This is a genomic window from Binatus soli (SeqCode) (assembly GCF_050015535.1).
Classification (GTDB): Bacteria; Desulfobacterota; Binatia; order Binatales; family Binataceae; genus Binatus; species Binatus soli.
On sequence record NZ_JBEKBF010000008.1, the window covers coordinates 23,546 to 43,722 of the forward strand.

The following is a 20,177-nucleotide window of genomic DNA, read 5'->3' on the forward strand; positions in this document are numbered from 1 at the left end:
GAGCTATTCGTTAGCGACGCTTAGTTCGCCGCTGCCGTGCGCTCGGCAATCAGCCGATCCAGCTCGGCGCGCAGCTTGGGCAGCACTTCGTCGTAGCCGAAATAACCGATCTTGCGATCTTTCTTCTTGAGATTCACCGTGGTCGGACCGCACCACAACCCAAGGTCGGCGTCATCGGTCTCGCCCGGCCCGTTAACCCGGCATCCCATCACCGCAATCGTGATCTTGTACTTCTGGGCGTAAGTCGTGAGTTCCTTGACCTGCTGCGCCAGCTCGACGAACTTCATGTTCTCGACCCGCGAGCACGACGGGCACGAGATGATATTGAGCCCCGTACCGAAATCGGGCACCGAGATGAACCTGCCCGCCGCGACGTCCTCGATAATCTTGTGCCCTACTATCACTTCCTCGTGCTTGCGCTCGTTGGGCAGCGTGAGCGAGACCCGGATCGTATCGCCGATACCCTGCGCGAGCAGCTTTTCGAACGCTATCCGGGTCTTGATGATTCCGTCGGGCGGCAACCCCGCCTCCGTGACGCCAAGATGGATCGGCACGTCCGGCCGCCGCTTCGAGAAGCGCCGATTCGCGTCCATCACCTTGTTGGGATCGGAATCCTTCAGCGACACGACGAAGCGCGTGAAGCCGAGCTCGTCCATCAGCTCGCAATGGTACGCCGCCGACTCCACGATCGCGGCCAGTTGATCGCCCGGATACTTGTCCACAAACGCCGGCGCGACCGAGCCGCAGTTCACGCCGATCCGGATCGCGAGGTTGTTGTCCCGCGCCGCATCGACGATCGATTTCACCTTCTGCTCGATCGTCTTCGACTTTTCCATATGGTGCAAATGGCCCGGGTTGTAGCGAATCTTGTCCACGTGCGGCGCAACCCGGCCGGCGATCTTGTAGTTCTCCTGCAAATCGACCGACAGCACGATTCCCTTCGTCTGCGCGCGGATTTCCTTGAGCGCCGGGATTTCCTTCTCGCTGTCCATCGCGATCCGGACGATTCCCGCGCCTGCCTTCGCCAACTGATGGGCCTGCGCGACTGTTTGATCGACGTCGATCGTCCGCGTCGCGCACATCGATTGCACCACGACCGGCGCATCGCCGCCGACCTTGGCGCCGCCGATCGTTATCTGCCGTGTCTTCCGATCTTTTCGTGCCTGATCCATTTCCACCGTTTGCTTTCGGCGAGCGCCACGCTTGCTTCTGACAACTATAGCAGACCGTCCGCTCGTATCGATAACAACTGCCCTTCGCGCCTTTGAGCGCATCGTTCACCGACGCCCCGAGCGCGTTTGCGACCACGAATTTGCGCTATGACTTTTCCCTTGCAATCGGTCAGCGTTCTCATTAAGTTCTTTTTCCGTCGATAATATTAGACGGAATGAGGAGTTGCATAAGAGATGTTGCTGGCTTCGCCCATCTCTCGCGGCCACTTTTGGACATTCAAGCTCTTCGCTCGGGGAGGAGAGGAAGCTGAGCAATGAGTACCGTCGTCTCCACAATCGCTGCCGCCGATCTGCGTCCGTTTCCCGACGTTATCCTTCGCAGCCAGTTCTTCGAGATGGTCGGGGCGCGATCGTTCTCCAGCGAGCAGCGCCTGATGCTCGCGGTGCTGGCTGACGCGATCAACGTCGTGCAGGAATTCAGCGGCTCAAAGAGCCTGCGCAAACGCAACTCGTTTAACGACGCGTGGAACTGGTTCTTCACCAAGGGCGTCACTTCTCCGTTGTCATTTGACAACGTATGCGACGCGCTCGGCATGGACGCCCGGGGCTTGCGATGGCGGCTGTCCGAACTGGTCGCCGGCCGCGGCGGCGGTCCGCTGCGCCTGCGGCTCAAGGAAGCGAGCCGGATCCAACGCTTGACGGTTAATCGACCGCGCCGGCGCAATCCGCGCAGGATGCACCGCGTCGATCCCGCCCACTAGCAACTAACACTCCGACTCAATCGCCGGATTCAGGCCGCGGGCCGAGAAGAAAAGAAACAAACGCCGCGCACGGTTTCATTCTTCCGCCGACTCCTGATACCAATTCGACTTCATCCGAACCAAGGGAGACCGATGCTATGGACCGTCCGCTTGAGGGCGTCAGAGTCGTCGAAGTTGCGATGTGGGTCGCAGGCCCGTCCACCACCGCCGTGATGGGCGACTGGGGCGCCGACGTTATCAAGCTCGAAGACCCGGCCACCGGAGACCCGATTCGCGGCCTCGTTACGCGCACCATGGGCGATCCCAACGCGCGCATCCGTCCGCCGTTTGAACTCGACAATCGCAACAAACGCTCGGTCGCCGTTGACTTGCGCCGCCCCGACGGCCACGCCTTCGCGCTCAAGCTGATCGAACACGCCGACGTCTTCGTCACCAGCCTGCGCCTCGACGCCATCGAGCGCATGAAACTCGACTACGCGACCCTCTCCGCAAAAAATCCGCGGCTCATCTACGCGTCGATCAACGGCTACGGGCATCGCGGACCCGATCGCAATCGCCCTGCCTACGACTACGCCGCCGCGTGGGCGCGCTCGGGCCTGATGGCGACGATCGCCGAGCCGGGACAGTCGCCGCCTGGGCAGCGGCCCGCGATGATCGATCACGCCGTCGGCCTGGGTCTGGCGGGCGCAATCTCAGCCGCCCTGCTCGCACGCGAGCGTAGCGGCCGCGGCCGCGAGGTCAACATCTCGCTGTTCTCGATGGGCCTGTGGATGAACGCGTCGGATCTTACCATCGGCCTCATGACCGGCTTTTCTCCCCGATCCGAGTCGCGCACCCAGCGCATTAATCCGCTGTGGAGTTCCTATCGATGCGCCGACGCGCGATGGATTTACTTCGTGATGATTCAGAGCGATCGCTATTGGCCGGATTTCTGCCTCGCGCTCGGCAAACCGGATTGGCTGAACGACCCGCGTTTCAAGGATTCAGTCGCGCGCGCGCAAAACTGCGCCGCGCTCACAGACGAAATAGATCGCGCGATTGCGGCGAGGAGCTGCGACGATTGGGCGCCGATTTTCGATCGCCACAATCTCATCTGGGCCCCTGTGCGCACCGACGCCGAAGTGCTCGACGATCCGCAGGCCGAAGCTATCGGCGCTTTCGCCGCCGTGGACCATCCGAATATTCCCGGATGCCGCGTCGTGAACAGCCCCGTCGAGTTTGGCGACTCCCACCCACTGCCCCATCGTGCGGCCCCCGAACTGGGCCAGCATACCGAGGAAGTCGCGCTTGAAATGGGCCTGACGTGGGACGAGATCGCGCGTCTCAAAGCCTCCGGCGCCTTGGGTTAGATTTCCATCTGTACGATGCACCAAACCCGCTACTGACAGGCGATTTTGAACTTCGTGTGCAATCAAAACGCCATTATAAAACTGCACTTTCCTGAAAAGGTTTGACTCTGATGAACGCGCCTCCGTATGATCTTTATCACCTGTCAGCGGAGGTCGCCTGCTCGTGCGAATGATTGTTCCTCCTGTCGCTCATCGCCGCGAAATCGATCGCAACCTCGCCGAATTTTTCCGCGGCCATCGCGCCGCGCATTTCAACCGCGCCATTTCCTCGATGTGCCGATACTTCAAACTGCGCCGCCCGCGTGTCAAATGGTTCGAGTATATCGATTGGGGCAAGACCGCCGGCCGCACCTACGAAGACGGCCGCATCCATCTCGTGCATCCCGAAAACTGGAAACGCGGACGCGTCTATTTCAGCGAGCGCCTGTGGATTCAAATGATCTACCACGAGATGGGTCATTTCCTGTTCTGGTCTGACGCCGAGCGCAAGGCCGACCTGTTCTCGCGCCGGATGGTGACCGGGCTTAAAGTCCCCGGCCGCCGTAGTGCATCGCGCTCGCGCATGCGGGCGGGAATCTCGAGCACGCGTCGCGCTGCAAATCGCGTCCGCAAGCGCCGCCCGCGTATTTCGATCGCACGAAAATCGAGGCGCTCTGCGCGGATCGACGCTCGCAAATCTCGCCGGGTTGCCTGATGCCGCAAAAGCCCAACGTCGAAAACCGCTGGTGGGTCGAAACCACCTTCAAGAAACCCAAAAAGGCCAAGTCCGAAACTGAGATGCCGCAGTTGCCGGTCGCGATGGCCTTTTACCAGGTCGCGCGCGATTACGATCAGGATCGCGCCAAGGAAGACCTGACCGACAACAACCTGCGCGTCGCGCGCGAGGCCAATCCTCCGCAGGGAGATTGGGCCTACGTCGCGATGACCGAGCAGCATGCGCCGCCCAATGTCATCAAGCGCGTCAAGGACGAGTTTCGCCTCCCGCGCGAGGCGCGCGGCATCGTAATCGATCACGGGCGCGTCGTGCGCCTGCTGATTTGCGGCCCGCAGCTCGAGGACTGGATGATCGACATCACGCTCGGCGAGGAGCCGTCGGTCGATGCGTACGTATGGTCCGTGATGCATCGCGAGCGAATCTTCCGCCGCGCCGAGGACGCGCTGCGCCAGGCGCGCAAATGGGCCGTCAACCTGCTCCAGTTCCCTCCCCAGCGCGACGAGCCCTTCCGCGGCTCCCTGCTGGTCTAGCCAAGCTTCGCGTTCAGGGTAAGCTCGATTGTGGACTTGACCCTCCACCGCTCGGTTGCGCCATGAAATACCTGTCGCTCGTGCTCATAAACCTGACCCGCAACAAGCGGCGCACGATTCTTACCACGCTGTCGATCACCGTCTCGGTATTCATCTTCGCGTCCCTGATCAGCCTGCCGGGACTGCTCAACCAGGTCCTGCGCGACCGCGCCAACTCGCTGCGCCTGATCTGTCACAGCAAGGCGGGCTTCTACTATATGTTGCCCGAAGCGTATCGCCGGCAGATCGAAAAAGTTGCACACGTGGAGGCAGTGGCCGGCTACAGCGTCTTCATGGGAACCTACCGCGATCCGAACGAGCAGATCGGCATCCTCGCCACCGACGACGATCATATCCCCGAAATCTTTCCCGATTGGGAAGTCAGCGCGGAAGCCGAACGCGAATTCAAAAGCATGCGCACCGCAGGCCTCGTCGGAGCCACCTTGATGAAGATTTACGGCTGGAAAGTCGGCGACACGATCATGCTGCGCGGTACGGTGTATCCGGTCGATCTGCAACTGACAATTGTGGGCGTGCTGAACGAGAAAGCCGCAGGGCCTCAAATTATTTTCAGGCGCGACTACATGGAAGAACTGCTGGGCAGGCCCGGCACCGCGAACCTGTTCTGGGTGAAAATAGACCGCTCGCAATCGGCGCCCGAGGTGATCGCCGCAATCGATGAAATGTTCGCCAATTCGGCGCACGAGACGGCCACCGAAACCGAAGTCGCGCTGATCAAGAGCGAGATGGCCGGCAATCTTGCCCTTCTGGTTAATGGCGCAAAATTTCTTGCGGTGATCGTGATCTTCACGATCGCGCTGGTCGCCGTCAACACGGCTGCGATGGCGGTGCGCGAACGGCGCCACGAGATGGCGGTGATGCGCGCGATTGGATTCACGCGCAACTCGATCATTGCGCGAATCCTCGTCGAGGGACTGGTCGTCGGCATGGCCGGCGGTGTCCTCGGATGCGCCTTGGCGCTCCTGGGATTCGAACTGTTGCCGCACGTTTCCGGAGCGCTCGGTCCGCTCGCGCTCTCCCTGACGCTATCGCCGCGAATCGTTGCCTACAGCTTCATGATCGCCGCCCTGATCGGAGCAGCCAGCGGGTTCATACCTGCGACTCTGGCCACCCGCGGCGACATTTCGACCGAACTCCGCGCCGTGTAAGGCCCCTTCGAGGCCGCTCAGCCTCACGGTCTTAATCAGGCTGCGATTTACCAGAATCGAGGCAACACTTCTTGTATTTCAGGCCGCTGCCACAGGGGCAAGGGTCGTTCCGCCCTGTTCGAGGAGAGGCTTCGCCATCCTCGGAGCGCAGATGATCCATGAGCCGTTCCACTGGTACGCCTGACCGCATCAGCGACGCGATCTTCCGCAGGCGTGGGCGGCTATGGGTGAAAAACTTTTTCAGGCCCGGGCAAAGATAGTTAAGACCCTGTTCGCCGTCGGGTGTCCGGGCAAACCGGTCCTTTGGACACCCGCCATTGCACGACTTCAGGACCTCGCAATCCCGGCAGTATTGGGGCAGTCCGTCCCGCTTCTTGCGTCCGAATTCGCGCTGCGCCGGGTCCTCCAGTATTTCCACGAGCGGTGTTTCGAGAATGTTCCCGATGCGGTGCTCCGGATCGACAAAATGATCGCAGGAGTAGAAATCTCCGTTATGCTCGACGACCACGACATCGCCGCAGGTCTCCTTGAAAATGCACAAAGCATGCTCCACCCCGAGCAAGGGTCTGAGCGCCTCATCGAAGTTCTGGATGGCGATCCGGCCGATATCGTGCCTGAACCACTCGTCGAAAATCGTGCACAGGAACTCTCCGTAGGCTTCTGCCGGCGCCGTCTCCGCGCTTACCCCGCTCCCGCCTTGCCGCGCGACCAGCGGAAGGAATTGCAGGAACTCCACGCCGAGCTCCTTGAAAAAGCGATAAACCGCAGTCGGCTGCCCGACGTTCCCACGATGCACGACGCACAGCACGTCGCATGGAATCCGGTAGCGCTTCAAGAGCCGGATGGACTGGATCACCCGCTTGTGGGTCGTACCGCCGCCCTTGGTCACGCGATAGCGGTCGTGGAGCGCCTTCGGTCCGTCGATGCTGATGCCGACCTGGAAGCGTTCCGCGGCGAGGAAGCGGCACCATTCGTCGTCGATCAGCGTGCCGTTGGTCTGAATGCCATTGAGGATCTGCCGTCCCGCAGGTCGGTGCTTGCGCTGGAGCTCGACGATTCGGCGGAAATAATCGAGCCCTAGGATGGTCGGCTCGCCGCCGTGCCACTCGAAGAAAATCATGTCCTTAGGGCAGGCCTCGATGTGCTGGACGATGTAGCGCTCCAGCAGATCATCGGTCATCCGAAGCGATCCGCCGTTCGGATACAGGGCCGACTTGTCGAGGTAATAGCAGTAGCTACAGTCGAGGTTGCAGACCGCGCCCGCCGGTTTTGCCATCACCTGGAATTCCCGCGAAGCTGCCACCATTCAGTGATACACTCCCCACCTGGCGTGAGCTATCAAAAAAGAGGCAGTTGAATCTGCACGTCGGGCGACAAACAGGGACGCGGTAGCGCGCCGATTCTGTCTGCTACTTTCTGAACTCGACGGTCGCCGTCCCTGTCACGAGGCGCTCCGACTCCTCGTTTTCCATCCAGACGTCGATCTCGGTCGTGCGCTCTTCGGGATTCTTGTTCGTGATAAAGCCGTGAATCGTGACCGTGTGATCGGGTTGCACCGGCACGCGATAGGTCGTGTTCATCCGCGTCAGCCACGCATTGCTCGAGCCGATCCAGTCCGTCACCAGCTTCGAGAGCAGTCCGAGGCTCATGTTGCCCGGGATGATCATCCCGGGCAGCCCTTCCTTCCTGGCGGCTTCATCGTCGGTGAAGCGTCCCGCGCCTTCACCCATGCCCATCGTCCTGGCGTAGGCGCGGCACTGATCCTTGCTCACGAACAGCTCAAGCGGGCCGAGCGTGTCGCCGATATTGATCTCTTCGAAACTATTCACGCAATTCGACTTCCCGATCCCGATGCGCTCAGGGGCGGTTCATGAAGCGATGGTCGATATGGGCCAGCACTTGATCGTTCTGGTTCTTCAGTGTCGAGCGGATTACGACGAACACCATCGTGCCCGTCCGTCCCGTTTTCTCGTAGATTTCCTTTACGTGCGAGCTGAGCGTTACCTGGTCGCCTGGCCTTATCGGCGCGACGAACTCGACATCCTTGCCGGCGTCGAAGCCGCGCAGTCCGAAGCGCGGAACGTTGTCGAAGAAATGCCGCCCGTTGCGGAACGTCACCGCGAACGACGGCGGCGCGACGATCCCTCCGTACGGGCCTTTTTTCGCCGCCTCCTCGTCCGTGTATATCGGATTGGTCTCGCCGAGCGCCGCGCAGTACCGTTTTATCTTGTCGGCCTTGACTTCGACCGGCTCGGTGATTTCGAAGGTCTTGTTGATCAGCGCCGGATCGTAATTCACTGCCATCTTGATTTTCTCACTGTCTTGCTATCGCAGTCGCGGCGTTACCTGGATTCCATCGCGACCGCATGCGGCACGGTTTTGCGCCGCGGCCGGAAATCCACCGGCTCGTAATTGCCGGTCTTCAATTCCCGCACCAGGTCGTCGATCGTCTTGATGTACGCGCTGAATTTTGTCGCGCACAGCCCTATCAGGCTCACCAGATGGCTGTCGGAACCGCCGGTCGCGGCAAAACCGTATTTCGCGATCAATTCCGCGCTGCGCTCGTCCTCGCCCTTGCGCGAGCCGCCGTTCAGCGCCTCGACCGCGACCACGTTCTCCAGCGGCGGCCTCGATTGATAGTGCTCGTAGAGCCCGATATTGGGGCGGCCGGGATGACACGGCACGACAATTCCGCCCATGCGCGCCACTTCATCGATCAAGGTCTGCGCGTCGAGCCGCACGTCGGCAAAATCGAAGCGCGCCACCATGTCATCGTTCACCCCGAACACGAGCATGTGTCCGTAGTTGGTCTCGACTTCCGACGCGCGCAGCACCAACGTTCCGAATTTGTCCTCGAGATGGCGGTAGTCGGCGTCGCGATTGAACTGGCGATGCTCGGTCAGGACGATTCCATCGACCGGCCGCTCGGCCTGACGCAGCTTGATCCAGTTGAGGTACGCCTCTACCGGTGCGCGGCTGTCTTCCGATGCTTCGCTATGCGTGTGCAGATCAAGGATTGTACTCACCAGGATTGAGCCCTCACCTCGCCGGGCGAAATTTCGCGAGCGTCACCGCGGGCGTGACGTCCTCGAATACGACCTCGACGGGCATCCCTATTTTAGCCTGTTCCGGCCGGCAGTCGACAAGGTTGGTGAGCATTTTCACGCCCTCTTCCAACTCGACGTACGCCATGATGTACGGTATCGATTCGCGAAACCCCGGTGCCTGGTTCTGATACGTCGTGGTGAAGGTATAGACCTTGCCGCGCCCGCTGCATTTTATCCATTGCACCTGCGACGACATGCAATTCGTGCACAGCGCGCGCGGATAGTAGCGGATGTCGCCGCAAGTTGCGCATTTCTGGATGTAAAGTTCGTGCCGTTGAAGCGCCTCCCACCACGGACGGTTCTCTTCGTCGAGATGCGGGAGCGGCTTCGAGTATTTTTTCGCTTGCGTCTGTTCCACCATGATTTATCGTCCGCCCCGAGGTTACTGATTGCTGAGGATAAGCGTCGCGCCCGAATGGCGCGTGCCGAGCGCGCCGCCGGTGCCGTGCGCGAGTGCGATTTCGCAATCCTTGACCTGCCGCGGACCGCATTCGCCGCGCAGTTGCTTGGCCGCCTCGATCACCAGGAAGATTCCGCGCATCCCCGGATGGTTCGACGACAACCCCCCGCCGTCGGTGTTGATCGGAAATTCGCCGTCGAAGCGCAGCCTTCCGCCCGACACGAACGCGCCGCCTTCGCCGCGCTTGCAAAAGCCGAGATTCTCCAGCGTGGCCAGCACGGTGATCGTGAACGAGTCGTAGATCATCGCCATGTCGATGTCCTTGTGCGCGACGCCCGCGCGCTCGAACGCAAGCCGGCCCGATTGCGCCGCCGCGATTTCCAGAAAATCGCGCTGCCCGCGCGCCGCGTGCCGCACCGTCTCGCCCGCGCCAAGAATGTAAACCGGCTTCTTCTTCAAATCGCGCGTGCGCTCCGCCGACGTGATCACCAGCGCGCCGCCGCCGTCGCTGATGATGCAACAATCCAGCAGATGCAGCGGCGACGAGATGATTCGCGACGCGAGTACGTCTTCCACCGTGATCGGGTCTCGGTACTTCGCGGCCGGATTCATGGACGCATGCAGCCGCGTCGTGACCGCTATTTCGGCCAGCTGCGCCGAGGTCGTCCCGTAGTCATGCATATGGCGCTGCGCGACCATCGCATACGCCCCGACGGTCGTCGGCCCGAACGGAATCTCGTACTGGTCGCACGGATCGCCTGCGCCGCCGCGTTCTCCGCCCGTGCCAATCGCAAACCGCGACGAGGCCGCCGTCGAGCCATAGACCACCACGCATACGTCGCACAGCCCGGCGTGGATGGCGGCCGCCGCGTGCGCGGTGTGCGCCACGAACGACGACCCGCCGATCGAAGTCGAGTCGACAAAGTTCGGCGTCAGGTTCAGGTAATCGCAGAAGCCGACGATTCCCATCCCGCTCATCCCCATTCCGGTCGTGCACAGCCCGTTTACGTCCTTGATCGTCAACCCGGCGTCGTCCAGCGCGCCACGCAGGCTCTCCGCCATTATCTGAAACAGACTTTTGTCCGGCGCGAAGCGGGTGGGATGCTCGAACACGCCGGCCACTGCGGTTTTGCGGCTTAAACTCATCTCGAATTCCTATCTTCAGTTAGCCAACGAAAAAACGAACTGTTCGATCGCGGCGTTGTACTCGGGGGGACGCTCGCGCGGGATATAGTGACCGGCGTCCGCGATAATCTTGCAGGTCGCGCCGCGAATCTTGCCCGCGATAAACTCCGCGTCGGCCGGCGTGGTGCCCTGGTCGTCGGCGCCGGCAATCACCAGCGCCGGTTTGTCGATCTTTCCGATCGCGTCGCGCAAATCGAGCTGCGAGCAGGCGACGATGTCGGTGTAGCGCACGCGCGGATCGGTCTTGATTTGTTCCATCCAGCCTTCGCGGACCACGTCGAAGTTTTCCTTCACCGTGCGGGGCGAATAGCCGTCAGTGTTGAAGGCCTGCGGCGCCCGGCCCATCGTGATTGCCCGCAATGCCTCGATTCGATCGGCCGTGATGTTGAACTTCGGCGCCGTGCAACTGAGGATCAACGCCTCGACGCGCGCGGCGTGGCGGATCGCCAGGTCCATCGCAATCGCGCCGCCCATCGAATGCCCCAGTATCACCGCCGCTTTGATCTTCAACATGTCAAGAAAAGCCGCAACGAAGTCGGCATAGTCCTGAACCGTGCGCAGCCCCTCGACGCCCGCCGAGCGTCCATGCCCGGGCAGATCGAGCGCGATCGGACTGTGCCGGCCGCCGAACGCGTCGATCTGGCGATGCCAGGTGTGACCGTTCGAGCCGGCGCCGTGAACGAACAAAATCTTGCGGCCGCGTGAAAAGTCCGGCGCCACGTCGGGCAGCGTCGTAGCGCCGCTATAGAAGTAGTAGGTCGCGTATCCCCTCACATCGGTGTATTTCGTTGGCATCGGCGCGAAACTCTCCGCCATCTGCTTTTGTGGGTTAGCTATTAGGTTGAGCGCGCGCTTGTCAAACGGCGCCAGACTCAGACATCCCGCCTGCCAAGGATCAGCGGTTCGCGCAGGGTCAAGCTGCGCGACGCGCCCGCCTTGGCGACTTCCGCCAGCATCGCGTCGGCCTGTTGGCGCTCGCCCTCGGGTATCAATGGCATCCATCTGATGCTGATCCACTCTTCGATATCCGCCCACTGGATTGTAAATGGCGCCGCGCGTTCCTCGACGCGCAGACCGGACCTGGCAAACGCCCGCTGGTAGCGATCATCGGGAGCCGCGTCGGCTTGGCGGCGGCCCGCACGCTGAAAGATCACGTCGCGATATTCGCGCCATCGGTCCGGACCGACGATCGCGCTCAGCATCTGCCGAAAACCTTCGTCCCGCTGCCCGGTTGCCACCAGCAACCCGCCGGGCCGCACGCATCGCGCGAACTCCGCCACGACGCCGTCGAGATCCGCAACGAACTGAAGCACGTGGCTTGCGAAAATGAAATCGAACGACTCCGGCTTGAACGGCAGCCGTGACACGTCCGCGCAAAGCAGCCGGCATTTCACGCCGACGCGATTGCGCGCGGACAGCAGCATGTCGATCGACAAGTCGACGCCGGTCACCCCACGAACGCGATTTCCGGGCGCCGCCGCAAACTTCGCGAGATAGGCGCCATTGCCGCATCCGACATCGAGCACGTCGCGCGCATCCGCGATTTCCCCCGCGATCGTCTCGAGGACGGCGCGGCGCCGATTCCCGTAGTACTCGCCATCGCCATAAGTGGCGGCTAAGCGGCCGAAGTACTCGGCTACCGGTAAAGGTCTGCGATGCCCTGAGGTTTCACTTTCGCTGGAGTCCATGTCGCGCCGTCCCTTCTTCCTTCCGTCAGTCCGAGCGGAGCGTGGCCGCTCGATTTCGCTGAGGATGACAGAAAAGCAGGCGCGCGGAGAAGAGTTTGCCGCTACTTTCGTGCCTTGCGGCCTTTGGGTTTGCGCGTGGGCGCGGATTTTTCGTCGATTGGATCGGCTTGCCCGTGCTCCCAGATTTCGATCGCCGCGCGGCTGAATCGCCACGCACTGCCTACGCGGAAGCCCGGTATTCGTCCTTCGTGCAGCAAGCGGTAAATCGTAGTTGGATGGACGCGAAGATGCGCCGACAACTCCGAGATGGTCAGAATATCTTTCGAGGATGCCATCGTAAGCCAAGCCCCCCCCTCGGTGAAATTTATCAATTCCCCCTTAAACGAGAGGTATCGCTTGATGCCGCACAAAAACCCACAATGCAGCCTCTAACCGTGCCACGAATAAGTCAATACTGACCATTCGCGCCCGTCAGAGGCTGAGAATCTTGGTAAAGGTGCGTCACATTGCGTTATGGTTAGCGAAAGATGGCTAAAAGAACTCAACGCCTCACTTCAAAATCCTGCGGATTACCAGTTTTCCAGGAGAGAAAGACGCTTCATCGACGCGCAACGCGTGATGTGCAAAGAAAAGGGGCGGTTCCATAACCGCCCCTAAAGCATTCGCCATAACAGCGCCACTCGCTACCGGCTCACCATCATCGCCGCCGCGCGACGCTTTTGAAATCATCTAACCTGACGTTAGATTGCCTCGCTAACCGCATCTTCGTGCTGCGTCGGCTTGGGCCGCGACTGTATCGGCGTGTAGTGCCGCGTCGATTCGCCGATATAGACTTGGCGCGGCCGCGCGATCTTCTGTTCGGGATCGCGCACCATCTCCGCCCATTGCGCCATCCATCCCGAAGTCCGCGGGATCGCGAACAACACCGGAAACATCGTCATCGGGAAGCCCATCGCCTGGTAAATTATTCCCGAATAGAAATCGACGTTGGGATACAACTTGTGCGAGATGAAATAGTCGTCCTGGAGCGCGATCCGTTCGAGCTCTACCGCTATATCGATCAGCGGATTGCGGCCGGTCACCTCGAACACCTGCTCCGCAAAATGCTTGAGGATTTTCGCGCGCGGATCGTAGTTTTTGTACACTCGATGCCCAAAGCCCATCAGCCGGCGCTCGCCCTCCTTGACCTTCTTAATCAGCGCGGGAATGGCCGACACTGAACCGATTTCCATAAGCATCCGGATCGCAGCTTCGTTCGCGCCGCCATGCAGGGGGCCGTAAAGCGCCGAGATAGCAGCGGACGCGCAGGCGTAGGGATCAGGCTGCGAGCTTCCCACCGCGCGCATCGCATTGGTGGAGCAGTTCTGCTCGTGATCCGCGTGCAGGATGAAGAGTACGTCGAGCGCGCGCTCGAGCACCGGGTTCGGTTTGTATGTAAGCTCGGTCATTTTGAACAGCATCGCAAGCAGATTGCCGGTGTAGCTGAGGTCGTTGTCGGGATAGACGTAAGGAAGTCCCCGGGTATGCCGAAAGGCGAACGCCGCCAGGGTCGGGATCTTGCCGATCAGGCGGCGGGTCTGCAGCCGGCGCGATTCGAGGTCGTGTATAGCGCTGGCGTCGGGATAAAAGGTCGAGAGCGCGCCGACGGTACTGAGCAACATTCCCATCGGATGCGAATCGTAGCGGAAGCCCTCCATGAACATCTTGATATTCTCGTGCACCATCGTGTGAATCGTGATGTTGTGTTTCCAGCGGTCGTAGTGCGCTTGGTCCGGCAGCTCGCCCTTGACGATCAGGTACGCAGTCTCGAGGTAGTTGCTTTTCTCGGCGAGTTCTTCGATCGGATATCCGCGATAGCGCAGTATCCCCTTGTCGCCGTCGATGTACGTGACGCGGCTGCGGCAGGACGCCGTGTTGCCGAACGACGGATCGTAGGTCATCAGGCCGAAGTCATCGGCGCCGGTCTTGATTTGACGCAAATCCATCGCGCGAATCACTCCGCCCTCCTCGATCGGTACATCGTATTTCTTGCCGGTCCGATTGTCGGTGATTGTCAACGTGTTGTTTGCCATTGATGTTGCCTCAACTGGTTTGTGGCGTTCTGGTTCTTTATATTCCGTTTAAGATACACAAATATATACATAAGAAATATAGATATATACAAGTGTGCAGCATTAGTTCTCCAAGGCCGGCGCATGCCCCTTTTAAGCTGCCGGGCGTCTCGCAACCGCCGCCGCGCCATGCCACTGTGTGCGCTTGCGCGTTGGCTTAAGAGTGCATCGAAAAAATGCTCGATAAAATAATCTCCGGACTCTCCGCCTTCATCATCGCGACGATTTCTGCGCTCGGCTACGGCGGGGTTGTCCTGATGATGGCGATCGAAAGCGCATGCATCCCGTTGCCCTCCGAAATCATCATGCCGTTCTCGGGCTACCTGGTCGTCACCGGCCGCTTCGGTTTGCAGATGGTCGCGATAGCGGGGGCGGTCGGATGCCTGCTCGGCTCGTACGTGGCGTATTTCGTCGGCTCCTGGGGCGGCCGCCCTTTCATCGAGCGTTACGGCCGTTACGTTCTCATCGCTCAGCACGAACTCGAAACCGCCGACCGCTTTTTCGCGCGATGGGGTTCGCACACCGTCTTCTGGAGCCGCATGCTGCCGGTAGTGCGCACCTTCATCGCATTTCCCGCGGGCGTATCGCGGATGAAACTCGTCCCGTTCACCATCTACACGCTGATCGGGTCATACATATGGTGTCTCGCGCTGGCCTACGGCGGGATGAAACTCGGGCAGCACTGGAAGGATCTCGCGCCGTATTTTCATCGCTTCGACGCATTGATCGCGATACTCTTGATAGTGGGCGGCGTCGCCCTGATCTATAATCGGGTGAAGGGAATCGCGTCCGCATCGACTTCCGCCAATTGAATCCATCGCGGCCAGGAAAGGAACCAAATGCCCGCAATAGAACCGCCCGACCCTTCCGAACTCGAGGAAATATTCGCCAGCATCGATCCGACTCCGGTCCGGATGGCTCATGACTACCTGAACGAAGCCGGCATCGAATCATTCGTCTTTGACGCCGGATCGTCGCGGCTGCTCGGTACGACCGCCGCGGTGCCGACCCGCCTGATGGTTCATCGGGACGCCGCCAAAGACGCGCGCGACCGCTTAAACGAACTCGGCTTCACGGACAAGTGATCGTACACAACCGGAATCCTGGATGGTGGCAGCGCGCCGTTTTCTACCAGATCTATCCGCGCTCGTTTGCCGATTCGAACGGAGACGGTGTCGGCGATCTCGACGGCGTTACCGCGCATCTCGACTATCTCAATGACGGTACGCCGAACTCGCTCGGCATCGACGCCATCTGGCTGAACCCCATCAATCCGTCGCCGCTCGACGACTGGGGCTACGACATCAGCGACTATTGCGGCATCCACCCGGAACTCGGCGATCTCGCCGCCTTCGATCGCCTGGTTGCACAGGCGCATCGCCGCGGGATACGCGTGATCGTCGATCTGGTGCCCAACCATACCTCGAATCAGCATCCATGGTTCGTCGAGTCGCGCGCGTCGCGCGCCAATCCCAAACGCGACTGGTACATCTGGATTCCCGGCCTGCCGGATCGTCCGCCCAGCAACTGGCAGAGCTACTTCGGCGGCGATGCGTGGAAGTACGACCCCGCCACCGCGTCATGGTACCTGCACACGTTCCTCGAGGAGCAGCCCGACCTGAATTATCGAAATCCCCAAGTGGTCGAGGCAATTCACGACGTCATCCGGTTCTGGCTCGATCGCGGCGCTGACGGTTTTCGCATCGACGTGATCCAGGGGCTCATCAAGGATGACCAGCTCCGCGACAATCCGGTCCGGGCCGAGCACGACCCCGACATCCCGTGGTACGCGGAGGGCACGCAGGATCCGCTCTACAGTTCGGACCGGCCCGAGGTTCACGAAATCATTCGCGGGTTGCGCCGCGTCACCGACAGTTACGAACAGCGGATGATGGTCGGCGAGACGTGGCCGCGCGAGCAGGAACGGCTGGCGGACTATCTGCGGCCCGACGAACTTCAGCTCGCGTTCAACTTTCGCTTTCTGCTCGCGCACTACGACGCGCGCCGCTTCCGGGCCGCAATCGAGCTGACGGAAAAGACCTTCGGACCCGGCGCGTGGCCCACCTGGACGCTCTCGAATCACGATTTCCCGCGCCATATCTCGCGCTACTCGTACGATGGCGACGGTGACGCACGCGCCCGCGTCGCTGCGGTGATGATCATGGCTTTGCGCGGCACGCCCTTCATTTACTACGGCGAAGAAATCGGGATGCGCGAAGCGGAAATTCCCGCCGGTCGCAAACTCGATCCGGTCGGACGCGACGGTTGCCGCTCGCCGATGCAATGGAGCGGCGCCCGCAACGGCGGATTCTCCGCGAACGCGAGGACATGGCTGCCGTGCGGAGACTTCAAGGCGGTCAACGTCGCACGCCAGTTGAACGATCCGCACTCGATGCTCTCGCTCTATCGCCGGCTGATCCAAATCCGCAAATCAACCCCGGCGCTGACCGAGGGCAGCTATCGCGCCCTGGACAGCGCGCCCGAAGATTGTCTCGTGTTCCATCGCGATACGCCCGCGCAGCACATTGTCGTCGCGCTGAATTTCACCGCCGAGCCACGCGAGATCGATTTGCCCGCGGGCAAAATCATTCTGAGCACGATTGCCGCCGGGCGGGCCGAGTCCACGAAATCTCCCCTGCGGCTGGGCCCAAACGAAGCCGTCATCGTGGAAGCCGGCTGAACTTTCCAGTTTGCGCGCCGCCACTTCCGTTCATAGGATCACCGCCGATCGGGCAATTTCTACCATCCGTTGGTACTGTCTCAGTTTGGGACTCGGCTCCGGGTAGGAAGTGGACCTTAGCGCTCATCCGCCCTCGGCGCTATGTTGACCGGAAAACCGCGTGAGGTGTTCCATGATGCGGATTATCCAAGGCGACCTGAGCGACCAGCGCGTGGTCGATCTCCTGCATATTCACCTGACAACGTTTCCGTCCGGGCCTCCGGAGAGCGGGCACGCTTTGGACATCACCGGGCTTCAATCTTCTGACATCAGCTTTTGGACGATCTGGGAGGATGAAACGCTCTTGGGATTCGGTGCGCTGAAGCGGCTCTCGGCCGATCATGGTGAGGTCAAGTCGATGCATACCGCTCAGGCCATGCGGGGAAGGGGAGTGGGAACCGCGATGCTGCGGCACATCATTGCGACCGCGCGGGTAAGAGGCATGTCCCGCCTTAGCCTCGAGACAGGCACAAAGGATTATTATCGGCCAGCGCGCTCGCTTTACAGGAGCCATGGCTTCGTGGAGTGTCCGCCGTTCGCCGACTATGTGCTCGACCCGAACAGTGTCTTCATGTCGCTCGACCTGCACGAATCCTGATCCGGAGGTCCACTCAGGGCGTGAAAGCCGAATGTGAAACTGAGACACTACCCGTCGTCGCGTTGGCGAGAAGTCGGCTGTGAAGAGGGGCGTATGTCTGAAATTCAAACCAGGCACTTGGTTCTTCGACAATTCAGAGATTCCGACGTCGACCCGCTATACGAGATTCAAGGCGACCGGGAGTACATGAGGTTCACCTTCTGCGCAGAATCCAGAGCGGTATGTGAGACCTGGCTTCGTCGATATGCTGAGAGCCGGCGCGTAAATGGCTTTGCTCCGTGGACGATAGTGCTCCGCTCGGACGATCGTGTGATCGGATGGGGAGGGCTGAATATCGATCCTAAGGCGCCTGAATGGGGCCCCGAGGTGAGCTACTTCATCCACCCGGCGTATCAAGGTCGAGGATTCGCTACCGAGCTCGTGCATTGCTCTCTGCAGTACGGGTTCAACGACTTGCAGCTGAAGCGGATCGGCGCATTCGCGATGCCGGAGAACGAAGCCTCCATCAGGGTTCTTACAAAGTGCGGGTTCAAATTCCTTCGGTACGAACCGGCACTTCGTCGCAACCACTACGAGTTAGGGGCAGAGGAGTGGACACCGCCGACCGAAAATTGACGAAATGCCTTTAGACTTAAGATTTCCCAGAAACTCACGCCGCCTGTTTCTCGCGCTCGGCGATGAAGCGCTGGATTTCCTCGGCTTTGAATCGGACGTAATGGCCCAATCTGATGGATGGAAGAGTGCCAAGTCTCGCTTGCTCTCGGACCCACGATTCGGGGACATCGAATAGCTTCGCGACCTGAGGAGCTCCAGGCCTGAAAGCCGAATGTGAAACTGGGACACTACCATCCGTGGTGGTTTTGGGACGGATGCTCTCTAGGGGTAGTTTCGTTCCGTCAGAAATTATTTCTGCTGGAAGCGGGGCTCGCCCGATTTCAGGCGAGCCCAGCGAGTACGGGATATCCTGGCGATTGACCATAGCGTACGCATAGCACGCCAAATCCCGGCGGGGGCAGGCTGAATAGTTCATCCCCCAAATCCGGTTAATCGAAACCGAACCAGTGCCAAAAGAAAGCGACGGGCCATCGGCCCGCCGCCTTCGATCTGACGATTGACTATCCCTGCTTACGCGTCGTAGTAGAGCGCGAATTCGTACGGATGCGGCCGCAGGCGAATCGCGCTGACTTCGTTCGCCATCTTGTAATCGATCCAGGTCTCGATCAGGTCCTCGGTAAAGACATCGCCCTTGAGCAGGAACTCGTGATCCTTCTTCAGGTTGGCCAGTGATTCCTCGAGCGACGCGGGCATGCTCGGCACCTCGGCCAACTCGGCCGGCGTAAGTGCATAGATGTCCTTGTCGAGCGGCTGGCCCGGATCGAGCCGGCGCTGAATTCCGTCGAGCCCCGCCATCAGCATCGCGGAGAACGCGAGATACGGATTGCAGGTCGGGTCGGGGAAGCGTACTTCGATTCGCTTGGCCTTCGGCGACGGCGAGTACATCGGGATTCGCACCGAGGCCGAGCGGTTGCGCGACGAGTACGCCAGGTTGATCGGCGCCTCGAAGCCCGGCACCAGCCGGCGATACGAGTTGGTGCCCGGACAGGTGAAAGCCGCCAGCGTCGGCGCGTGATGCAGGATGCCCGCGATGTAGTGCATCCCAAGTTCCGACATCCCGGCGTAGCCGTTGCCGGCGAACAGGGGAGTGTCACCCTTCCAGATGCTCTGATGCGTGTGCATGCCGGTGCCATTGTCGCCGAAGATCGGCTTGGGCATGAAGGTGGCAGTCATCCCATGGCGCACCGCGACGTTCTTGACGATGTATTTGTACCAGGTCAGCCAGTCGGACATTTTGGTCAGCGTCTGAAAGCGCATGTCGATTTCAGCCTGGCCTGCGGTGGCGACTTCGTGATGCTGTTTCTCGACGCGGATACCTACCCGCTCCATCTCGAGCACCATCTCGGTGCGGATGTCCTGCAGGGTGTCCACCGGCGGGACCGGGAAGTAGCCGGCTTTGTTCTTGACCTTGAAGCCCAGGTTGGCGCCTTCCTTGACCGCGCCCTCGCGCCCGCTGTTCCAGTTACCTTCGTTCGAGTCGATGTAGTAGTAGCTCGAATTCTGCGTGGTGTCGTAGCGCAGCGAGTCGAAGATAAAAAACTCCGGTTCGGGTCCGAAGTACGCCGAGTCGCCGATGCCGGTGGTCTTCAAATAGGCTTCGGCCTTGCGCGAGATATTACGCGGGTCGCGTGTGTAGTCGGCGCGGGTGATCGGATCGGAGATGTTGGCGATCATACTCAGCGTGGGATCCTTGGTGAACGGATCCATCACCGCCGTATCCGGATCGGGAATCACCAGCATGTCGCTGTTGTCGATCGCCTGCCAGCCGCGAATCGACGACCCGTCGAAGCCGAGGCCCTCGTCGAAGGGCGCTTCATCCTTGAACTCGGAGATCGGGGCAGTGAAATGCTGCCACGTGCCGAGCAGATCGATGAATTTCACATCGACCATCACCACGCCCTTATCCTTGATCATTTGCAGAACTTGTTTAGGCGTCATCGAACCCGTAACCCTCCTGGCCGCTTAACGGGGGCGGCATACCCATACTTGTTGGTTGATTGAACGATCTATAGAAACCGC

23 protein-coding genes are annotated in these 20,177 nt (G+C 60.5%); 10 read left to right on the top strand and 13 right to left on the bottom strand.

The features are described 5' to 3' along the window. Positions 1-20 precede the first annotated feature (20 nt). Complete coding sequence (gene ispG, locus ABR989_RS07630) at positions 21-1,172, bottom strand: (E)-4-hydroxy-3-methylbut-2-enyl-diphosphate synthase (RefSeq protein ID WP_428127200.1); 1,152 nt, start codon at positions 1,170-1,172, stop codon at positions 21-23. 314 nt (positions 1,173-1,486) lie between these two features. Here ispG and ABR989_RS07635 point away from each other — a divergent pair, with 314 nt between their 5' ends. The 5 genes from ABR989_RS07635 (at position 1,487) to ABR989_RS07655 (ending at position 5,735) form a co-directional block, all read left to right on the top strand. Beyond that, a complete protein-coding gene (locus ABR989_RS07635) occupies positions 1,487-1,933 on the top strand; it encodes a hypothetical protein (RefSeq protein ID WP_428127202.1) in 447 nt (148 codons plus the stop codon). Positions 1,934-2,070: 137 nt separating this feature from the next. Further along, positions 2,071-3,282 (top strand): CaiB/BaiF CoA transferase family protein, encoded by a 1,212-nt coding sequence (locus ABR989_RS07640; protein WP_428127205.1) that lies wholly within the window; start codon positions 2,071-2,073, stop codon positions 3,280-3,282. 163 nt (positions 3,283-3,445) lie between these two features. Next, entirely contained in the window at positions 3,446-3,976 is a 531-nt protein-coding gene (locus tag ABR989_RS07645) for a hypothetical protein (protein ID WP_428127206.1), read from the top strand. Then, complete coding sequence (locus ABR989_RS07650) at positions 3,976-4,527, top strand: hypothetical protein (RefSeq protein ID WP_428127208.1); 552 nt, start codon at positions 3,976-3,978, stop codon at positions 4,525-4,527. The genes ABR989_RS07645 and ABR989_RS07650 overlap by 1 nt, the downstream gene beginning before the upstream one ends. A 62-nt stretch (positions 4,528-4,589) precedes the next feature. Further along, complete coding sequence (locus ABR989_RS07655; protein WP_428127211.1) at positions 4,590-5,735, top strand: ABC transporter permease; 1,146 nt, start codon at positions 4,590-4,592, stop codon at positions 5,733-5,735. Positions 5,736-5,766: 31 nt separating this feature from the next. Here ABR989_RS07655 and ABR989_RS07660 read toward each other — a convergent pair whose 3' ends face one another. The 10 genes from ABR989_RS07660 to ABR989_RS07705 form a co-directional block, all read right to left on the bottom strand. Further along, complete coding sequence (locus ABR989_RS07660) at positions 5,767-7,041, bottom strand: anaerobic sulfatase maturase (protein ID WP_428127214.1); 1,275 nt, start codon at positions 7,039-7,041, stop codon at positions 5,767-5,769. 103 nt (positions 7,042-7,144) lie between these two features. Next, entirely contained in the window at positions 7,145-7,564 is a 420-nt protein-coding gene (locus ABR989_RS07665; protein WP_428127216.1) for a MaoC/PaaZ C-terminal domain-containing protein, read from the bottom strand. A 28-nt stretch (positions 7,565-7,592) separates the two neighbouring features. After that, complete coding sequence (locus ABR989_RS07670) at positions 7,593-8,039, bottom strand: FAS1-like dehydratase domain-containing protein (RefSeq protein WP_428127218.1); 447 nt, start codon at positions 8,037-8,039, stop codon at positions 7,593-7,595. Between the two features lie 38 nt (positions 8,040-8,077). After that, the gene (locus ABR989_RS07675) at positions 8,078-8,761 is read right to left on the bottom strand and encodes a PHP-associated domain-containing protein (RefSeq protein WP_428127221.1); all 684 of its coding nucleotides are present in this window, start codon (positions 8,759-8,761) and stop codon (positions 8,078-8,080) included. A 13-nt stretch (positions 8,762-8,774) separates the two neighbouring features. Further along, positions 8,775-9,200 (bottom strand): Zn-ribbon domain-containing OB-fold protein, encoded by a 426-nt coding sequence (locus tag ABR989_RS07680; protein ID WP_428127223.1) that lies wholly within the window; start codon positions 9,198-9,200, stop codon positions 8,775-8,777. Between the two features lie 24 nt (positions 9,201-9,224). Next, positions 9,225-10,388, bottom strand: a complete 1,164-nt coding sequence (locus ABR989_RS07685) for an acetyl-CoA acetyltransferase (RefSeq protein ID WP_428127226.1) — start codon at positions 10,386-10,388, stop codon at positions 9,225-9,227. Between the two features lie 15 nt (positions 10,389-10,403). Beyond that, positions 10,404-11,222, bottom strand: coding sequence for an alpha/beta fold hydrolase (locus ABR989_RS07690; RefSeq protein WP_428127229.1), 819 nt, complete (start codon positions 11,220-11,222; stop codon positions 10,404-10,406). Positions 11,223-11,299: 77 nt separating this feature from the next. Next, entirely contained in the window at positions 11,300-12,115 is an 816-nt protein-coding gene (locus ABR989_RS07695; RefSeq protein ID WP_428127230.1) for a class I SAM-dependent methyltransferase, read from the bottom strand. 101 nt (positions 12,116-12,216) lie between these two features. Then, positions 12,217-12,450, bottom strand: a complete 234-nt coding sequence (locus ABR989_RS07700; RefSeq protein WP_428127231.1) for a helix-turn-helix domain-containing protein — start codon at positions 12,448-12,450, stop codon at positions 12,217-12,219. 405 nt (positions 12,451-12,855) lie between these two features. Then, positions 12,856-14,187: a citrate synthase gene (locus ABR989_RS07705; RefSeq protein WP_428127233.1), complete on the bottom strand. Its 1,332-nt coding sequence runs from the start codon at positions 14,185-14,187 to the stop codon at positions 12,856-12,858. Positions 14,188-14,402: 215 nt separating this feature from the next. Here ABR989_RS07705 and ABR989_RS07710 point away from each other — a divergent pair, with 215 nt between their 5' ends. The 5 genes from ABR989_RS07710 (at position 14,403) to ABR989_RS07730 (ending at position 18,158) form a co-directional block, all read left to right on the top strand. Continuing rightward, positions 14,403-15,038, top strand: coding sequence for a DedA family protein (locus tag ABR989_RS07710; RefSeq protein WP_428127234.1), 636 nt, complete (start codon positions 14,403-14,405; stop codon positions 15,036-15,038). Between the two features lie 27 nt (positions 15,039-15,065). Next, complete coding sequence (locus tag ABR989_RS07715) at positions 15,066-15,311, top strand: putative signal transducing protein (protein ID WP_428127235.1); 246 nt, start codon at positions 15,066-15,068, stop codon at positions 15,309-15,311. After that, the gene (locus ABR989_RS07720; protein ID WP_428127237.1) at positions 15,308-16,906 is read left to right on the top strand and encodes an alpha-amylase family glycosyl hydrolase; all 1,599 of its coding nucleotides are present in this window, start codon (positions 15,308-15,310) and stop codon (positions 16,904-16,906) included. Before ABR989_RS07715 ends, ABR989_RS07720 begins: the two co-directional genes overlap by 4 nt. Before the next feature lie 175 nt (positions 16,907-17,081). Further along, complete coding sequence (locus ABR989_RS07725) at positions 17,082-17,543, top strand: GNAT family N-acetyltransferase (RefSeq protein ID WP_428127491.1); 462 nt, start codon at positions 17,082-17,084, stop codon at positions 17,541-17,543. 93 nt (positions 17,544-17,636) lie between these two features. After that, a complete protein-coding gene (locus ABR989_RS07730; RefSeq protein WP_428127239.1) occupies positions 17,637-18,158 on the top strand; it encodes a GNAT family N-acetyltransferase in 522 nt (173 codons plus the stop codon). Positions 18,159-18,192: 34 nt separating this feature from the next. Here the strand turns inward: ABR989_RS07730 and ABR989_RS07735 are convergent, their stop codons facing one another. Together ABR989_RS07735 and glnA are read right to left on the bottom strand one after the other, a co-directional pair. Further along, positions 18,193-18,573: a helix-turn-helix domain-containing protein gene (locus ABR989_RS07735; protein ID WP_428127242.1), complete on the bottom strand. Its 381-nt coding sequence runs from the start codon at positions 18,571-18,573 to the stop codon at positions 18,193-18,195. Between the two features lie 95 nt (positions 18,574-18,668). Then, positions 18,669-20,096, bottom strand: coding sequence for a type I glutamate--ammonia ligase (gene glnA, locus ABR989_RS07740; protein ID WP_428127245.1), 1,428 nt, complete (start codon positions 20,094-20,096; stop codon positions 18,669-18,671). Positions 20,097-20,177: the final 81 nt, after the last annotated feature.